Genomic DNA, 6,995 nt, shown 5'->3' with positions numbered 1-6,995 from the left:
CCCATAGCACGAGCGGGAACTTCGCCGAGTGCGCGAACGCGGTGAGCACAGAACTCGATGCCATCACCGTCAGTCCGACGACCAGGGTGAGTGCCGGCCTGACGGACCGGATGGCGCGTCCCGCTGCCAGTCCGCCCACCAGGCTGCCGACGCCGATGGGGGCCTGCAGGATTGCGAACTGGCGGGCGTCGACCCCGAAGCCGTAGCCGAGGCCCAGCGAGATCGGCGCCATGCACATCAGCGGCAGGACCGTCGTGTACAGGGTGATCGTCCCGTATCCCAGGCCGGCCGCCGCGGTGATTCGGAACATCGGGCCCTGGCGGAAGAACCGCAGGTCGATGAGCGGCGAGGACATGCTCAGGCTCGACACCGCCCAGATCGCGAGCAGTGCTGCGCCGCCGACGAGGAAGCAGATCGTCTCGGCGTGAATCCATCCCCACGTCGGCCCGAAGCTGACCCCGACCAGGACCGACGCCAGGCCGGTGCCCAGGAGCGCCGCACCGAGCACGTCCACCCGCGCCGGCGTGTGCACCGGCGACTCGGGCGTCGTCATCACTACCAGCGGCGCGCACACGACCAGTACGACCACGAAGAACCAGAAGATGCTGCGGAACGACCACAGGTCCAGCAGCATCCCGGTCAGGAACGGCGACGGGATCGACATCAACCCCATCCCGGCGGCGGTGACGCTGACCGACAGCGCCAGCGTCCTGGGCGGAAACACGTCGCGCATCAGCGAGTACGCCAGGAACATGCAGGTGATCAGGCAGCCGAACAGTGCCCGGCCGACGATGAACACCCAGAACGTCGGGGCCATCGCTGACAGCGCCGCGCCGACGACGGAAACACCCAGGGAAATCAGGAACATGCGGCGTTTGCCGTAGATGTCGGCCAGCTTGCCGACCACCGGGCACGCGATTGCCGCCATCAGCAACCATGCCGTCATCACCCAGGCGATCTGACCGGTCCGGAAGTGTTCGCCGATCGGCTTCAGTGCGGTGGCCACCATGTACGAGCTGATCGAAATGATCTCCAGCACAAGGGCCATCGAAACCAGCGACAGCACCAGTCGTGGCGTCCAGCCGGATCCGGTCGTGGTAGCGGGTGTCATTGTCAACCCTGTCATGGCATCGTCCTCGACTTACGGTCGGCCTCGCGCCGACATGTGACCGCCATTACAGAATGCCGCCCGGTCCGGTGACAGAGCCGTCCAGCTGAGCGGAACATCCGGTGCACGGCCGGCGAATGCTCGGGCACTGTGTCCGGCAATCCCTTTCGCCCTCGAGAAATGCAGGTACCGAACCATGTCGGTTTCACTCGGACCGGACGAACGTCCGCCTCTCTCCGGGGATGCGTCCCTCGAAGCGCCGGAGTCGACGGCTCGCTGGATCGGCATCCTGCTGATCCTCGTCCTGCTCACCGAGCAGGCCGCGCTCGCCTTCGCGCTGTTCACCCCGGCGCTGCCCAAGATCGCCGCGCACTACCAGACCACGCAGGTGGTGTGGGTGATGACCGCGCTCGTTCTCGCCGCCGCCATCGCCTCACCCGTCCTGGGCAAGCTCGCCGACATCTACGGCAAGAAGCGGATCCTGGTGGTGACCGCCGCGGTGGCGAGCACCGGAGCGTTGATCTCCGCCCTCGCCCCGACCTTCGGGATCCTGCTGGTGGGTCGCTTCCTGTCGGGGGTGGGTTTCGCGTTCACGGCCCTCGGCTATTCGCTGATCCGGGACGTCTTCCCGGCCCGGCTGCAGCCCATGTCGATCGGTATCGCCAACACCGGGGTCGGCGTCGTCACCGTCCTGGCGCCGTTGGTGTCCGGATTCATGCTGGACCGCACGGGTGTCGCCTCCGTGTTCTGGTTCTCCTTCGCGCTCTGCGCGGTGGGTGGCGTGCTCACACTGCTGTTCGTGCCCGAAACCTCTGTGCGCGCCCGCGTCTCGGTGGACTGGATCGGTGCACTGCTGCTTACGGCGGGTCTGTTCGCCGCGATGCTGATGCTGTCGATGGGCGCCGGATGGGGCTGGCTCAGCGGCAGGACCCTCGGAGTGCTCGGCCTCGCGCTCGCCGCGTTCGCGACGTGGGTGGCGTGGGAACGGCGAGTCGCCGAACCGTTGATCAGCATCGAGGTCCTGACCAGCCGCGCAGTCGGCATCACTCTGCTCGCCGGTGGCGTGGCCTACGGCGCAACCACGCTGATCGCCACCCTCATTCCGATGCTGCTGCAGACACCCGCCGCGGACTACGGATTCGGGCTGTCGGTGACGGAGATGGCGCTGTGGCTGTTGCCCGGCGGCGTCCTCATCGTCGTCAGCGGCGTGTTCGTCGGTGCCACGGCGCGGCGGATCGGGTTCCGGCAGCACCTCATCGCCGGGTCCGTGCTGATCGCGGTGGGGGCACTGATCCTGGGCACGACGCCGTCCCACCCGTGGCAGATCGTCGCCGCGTACGGCCTCGTCGGCTTCGGATCCATGATCTACGCCGCGGTGCCGAACCTCGTCATGCTCGCCCTGCCGGCCGAGCAACGCGCCGTCGGCGCCAACTTCACCGGCCTGTCGCAGTCCATGTTCGGCGGCATGCTCTCGTCCGTCGGGTTCGCGCTGCTGGCCCAGCACGTGGTGACAGCCGACGCGACGGGAATCGTCTACGACAGCCGCGGTTTCTTCGTCGCGTTCCTCGTGGCTGCCGTCGCCGCCCTCGCCGGCGCGGTGCTGGCGTTCTGGATCACGGCCGGGAGACGCGGGGAGTCGCCGGACGCGGCATCGCCTGTGGGGCCGCGCAGCGCCGCTCGCTGAACATCGGTCGTCCGCGACTGCGCAGTTGTCATCGCCCGCATCGGCGTGGCGTCACGACAACTGCGCAGTCGACCGGTCAGTGGGTGGCGAGCGCGACCCGGCGGCGGTCGTCGGCCTGCGCACCCCCGCCGGGCGGAAGATCGACCCGGACGTGATGCAGGGTGCCGGTGAACGCGAACCGCCCGAACTCGGCGGTCTCCTCCGCAACCGGACTGCCCCGGTCGACGCCGATGTCGAGCTGCTCGTTCATCGAGAAGATCGCCCGTGCGGTGCGCTCGATGCGCTCGCGCGCCACGACCTCGCCGTCGACGGAGAGCACGGCCTCGCCGCCCTGCCCGATGCCGCCGTCGTAGTCGAAGTGCAGCGACACTTCGCGCACGTCGCCGGTCAGCGGGCGGGGTGAGCGCACGAAGGTGCGGTGACTGCCGCTGAAGTTGTAGCAGAACACCGGCCGGGACTCGAGGACGTAGAACGCGAATCCGCCGAAGCGCCCGCCGATTCCGGCGAGCATGCCCCGGCAGGGCCGGTCGTGGGTGTCGATCCGGGCCGTGAGGGTGAACGAGCGGTTGAAGAACGACGGCGCCGCCTTCTCCACGAGGCCCTGCATGTGCGGGTAGAGGGTGACGGTGCGCCGGCCCGCGAACGGATGCGGTGGTCGTGAGCCGGGATCGGCATGGCGGCCGACGGTGCGGTCGTCGAGCGGGAGGACCTGGTGTCGGGCCGCCTCGACGAGGAACAGCTGTTTCAGCTTCTCCAAGGTGTCCGGGTGCCGGTCCGCCAGGTCGCGGGCCTGCGACCAGTCGGTGCGGGTGTCGTACAGCTCCCACCGGTCCTCGTCGAGGCTCGGGAGCTCGAGACCGTGCGTGGCCATCAGCCACGGCGCGCGGTGCGCGGTGACCGCGGTCCAGCCCTCGTGGTAGATGCCGCGGTTGCCGAAGATCTCGAAGTACTGCGTGGTGTGCCGGTCCGGTGCGGTGGCGTCGTCGAAGGTGTAGTTCATGGCGACGCCTTCCATCGGCATCTGGGTCACGCCGTCGACGCTGTGGGGCGCCGGGATCCCGGCCGCCTCGAGGATGGTGGGGGTGATGTCGACGCAGTGGTGCCATTGGTGGCGCAGCCCGCCCTTGTCGGCGATGCCGTCCGGCCAGCGCACGATGAGCCCGTTGCGGGTGCCGCCGTAGTGGGAGGCGACCTGCTTGGCCCACTGGTACGGGGTGTCGAGGGCCAGCGCCCACGCCGCTGGATAGTGCGGGTAGCTGGTGGGGGTGCCGAGCTCGTCGAATCGCGCGAGGACGTCCGAGGTGGTGCTCGGATAGCCGTTGAGCCCGGCCAGATAGTTGAACGATCCCTCGAATCCGCCCTCGGCAGAGGCGCCGTTGTCGCCGAGCATGTAGAGCACGAGGGTGTTGTCCAGTTCCCCGAGTTCCTGCAACCGGTCGACGAGCCGGCCGACCTGGTCGTCGGTGTGCTCGAGGAACGCCGCATACAGTTCCATCAGGCGCGCCGACACCGTCCGCTGGTCCTCGTTCAGCGATTCCCACTGGGGCAGGTCGTCCGGCCACGGGGCCAGTTCGGTGTCGGGCGCGACGACCCCGAGCCGGCGCTGACGGTCCAGGGTGATCTCCCGCTGGCGATCCCACCCGTGGTCGAACTCGTGGCGGTACTTGTCCAGATAGCTCGCCGGTACCTGCAGCGGCGCGTGGCAGGCACCGAACGGCAGGTAGCAGAACCACGGCTTGTTCTCGTCGACGGCTCGGACCCCCTCGATCCACGCCGCGGCCCGGTCGACCAGGTCTTCCGACAGGTGATAGCCCTGCTCCGGGGTGCGGGGCGGGTCGACGACGGTGAAGTCCTCGTAGAGGACGGGGGAGAACTGGTCCGATTCGGCGCCGAGGAAGCCGTAGAACTTGTCGAAGCCCTCCCGCAGCGGCCACCTGTCGAACGGTCCGGCCGGGGTGATCTCCCACGTCGGGGTCTGGTGCATCTTGCCGAAGGCGCCCGTCGCGTACCCGTTGCCCTGCAGGATGCGGGCGACCGTCGCCGCCGAGGCGGGTCGTGTCCCATTGTATCCGGGTGCAGCTCCGGCCATTTCGGAGATCACGCCCATGCCGACGGAGTGGTGGTTGCGGCCGGTGAGGGTGGCGGCGCGGGTGGGGGAGCACAGCGCGGTGGTGTGGAATCGGGTGTACTTCAGGCCGTCGTCGGCGAGGCGTTCGGCCGTCGGCGTCCGGCACGGGCCGCCGAACACCGACGCGGCACCGAATCCGACGTCGTCGACCATCACGAGCAGGACGTTCGGGGCGCCCGCCGGGGGTCGCACCGGGTGGGGGCGGCGGAACGGGCGCTCCTGACTGCGGTAGTCGACGGCGGCCGACGGCTGCGGGAGGTCGGTGACGATGGGGAGGGAATGGCGGTTCATCGCTGATCTCCTGGGGGTCAGGCGCGCTGGGGCTGGGCGGCGGCGACGGGGGTGGGATCCGGTGTCCGCAGGCCGCCCGTGGCGGGGGCGCGGCCGTGCTTCATGACCAGCGCGATCACGAGCCCGGCGGCGCCGACGAGGGCCGCGTAGCGGAAGCCGTGTACCAGGGCGGTATCGGCATAGAGCACCGCGCGTCCGCCGGGTCGCATGCCGGCGGCGTGCCCGGCCATGACGGCACCGGTGACGGTCACCGCGATTGCGGAGGTCAGCTGCATCCCGACGCCGGCGATGGTGGTGCCGACGCCGCTCTGTTCGGCAGGCAGCGCGTCCTGCACGAGGTTCGCGTTGGACGAGTGCAGGAATCCGACGGCGAAACCGGCCAGGGCGCTGAGTGCGACGACCTGCCACAACGTCGTGGGCAGCCGGGTGCCGAGGAACATCACCAGCAGGAACAGCAGCGCGGCGCCGATGAGGACCTGGCGGGGCCCGAACTTCTTCGCCGCGAATCCGCCGAGCGGGCCGGCGACCATCGCACACAGACCGAGTGCACACGTCCACAGCGCGTACAGGGTGGCGGTCAGGCCAGCTCCGTACGAGATCCCGGGGAGTCCGGCGGGGGTCTGCAGCAGTGTGGGCATCAGGAATGCGTGCGCGTTCATCATGTAGGCGACGCAGCCGACGGCGACGACGGTCGGCCCGAAGCGGCGGCCGAAGAGGATGCCGAAGTCGATCAGCGGGTGGGTCGCGGTGCGCTGGCGGACGACGAACAGCGCGAGCATCACCGCGCCGACGACGAGCAGCGCGATCGTCGGCGTGGACGACCAGCCCCACGCCGAGCCCTTGGTGATGCCGAGCAGCAGGACGGCCACACCGGGGCCGAGCAGCAGCGTGCCGAGGTAGTCGACCGGCCGGTCGGCGCGGACCGGGCTTTCCGGGACCACCGCCGCGTAGAGGGGGACGAGCGCCGTGACGTAGACGGCGAGGAACCAGAACACCGACCGGAAGCCGAAGCTGTCGATCAGCCAGCCGGCGACGAACGGGCCGGCCACCGCCGACATCCCGATGCCGGTGGCGACGACGCCGAGCGCAACGGGCACGAAGTCGCGGGGCATGATGTCGCGCACGAGGCTGTACGACAGGGCCACGATGCCGACGAGGGCGCCCTGGGCGGCGCGGCCGGCGAGCATCATCTCGAACGACGTCGCGGCCGCGCTCGTCACGCTGCCGAGGACGAACACCACCGCAAGCCCCAGGATGACGCGCTTCTTGCCGAGTTTGTCGGAGGCCTTGCCGATCAGTGGCATCAGCGTTGCGCCGGCGAGCGTGACGATCGACATCACCCAGGCGACGTCGAGGGTGCCGAACGCGGCGGCGATGTGGGGGACGGCGGGGTAGACCATCAGGATTTCGAACGTCGCGATCTCCGAGAAGAGGATGATCACGGCGAGCAGGACGAACAGTCGTCGCCGGGACGTTGTGGCCGTGGGCGGCTGCGGGTCGGGCACCATCGTTTTCCTTTGTTCGGATGGGCGGGGCGGCACGGTGGCCGAAAGCGTTGGGAAGCAGGCGGGGCGCTTCACGGCGGGGGAGCTGTCCACCACCGGCGCAGGGGCCTCGGGTCGGTGACGCTAATCACGGTTGCGGGGTGCGACGGACGCCGTCCCGCTGAGTGGGACTTGAGGGTGCACTCTGCGTCCGCGATCGAACCGTACCCCGAAACTGGCTGGAAAACACGATATTTCACCGCCTCGGCAGAATTTAAGTCAGTGTCTTGACGCCGCTGG

At 69.3% G+C, this 6,995-nt stretch carries 4 protein-coding genes; 1 reads left to right on the top strand and 3 read right to left on the bottom strand.

Features of this window, described 5'->3' with window-relative positions; genetic code table 11:
* Nucleotides 1–1,126: MFS transporter (locus tag AIIKEEIJ_RS28605; protein ID WP_238406618.1), on the bottom strand; the 1,126-nt coding region annotated here is incomplete at its 3' end.
* Nucleotides 1,127–1,304: 178 nt separating this feature from the next.
* Here AIIKEEIJ_RS28605 and AIIKEEIJ_RS28600 point away from each other — a divergent pair.
* Nucleotides 1,305–2,792, top strand: coding sequence for an MFS transporter (locus tag AIIKEEIJ_RS28600; RefSeq protein ID WP_161997087.1), 1,488 nt, complete (start codon nt 1,305–1,307; stop codon nt 2,790–2,792).
* 76 nt (nt 2,793–2,868) lie between these two features.
* On the opposite strand, the gene AIIKEEIJ_RS28595 is transcribed toward AIIKEEIJ_RS28600, so the two are convergent.
* Both AIIKEEIJ_RS28595 and AIIKEEIJ_RS28590 read right to left on the bottom strand, forming a co-directional pair.
* On the bottom strand, nt 2,869–5,211 hold the full coding sequence (locus AIIKEEIJ_RS28595; protein WP_161997086.1) for a sulfatase-like hydrolase/transferase: 2,343 nt from the start codon (nt 5,209–5,211) through the stop codon (nt 2,869–2,871).
* Between the two features lie 17 nt (nt 5,212–5,228).
* Nucleotides 5,229–6,719 carry an MFS transporter gene (locus tag AIIKEEIJ_RS28590; protein WP_003934569.1) on the bottom strand — a complete coding sequence of 497 codons (1,491 nt, stop codon included), beginning with the start codon at nt 6,717–6,719 and terminating at the stop codon, nt 5,229–5,231.
* Between the last annotated feature and the right edge of the window lie 276 nt (nt 6,720–6,995).

The organism is Rhodococcus sp. YH1 (genome assembly GCF_009939605.1).
GTDB classification, from domain to species: domain Bacteria; phylum Actinomycetota; class Actinomycetes; order Mycobacteriales; family Mycobacteriaceae; genus Rhodococcus; species Rhodococcus aetherivorans.
Note: the sequence above shows the minus strand (reverse complement) of the source record. Positions and strands in the feature narration are given on the sequence as shown.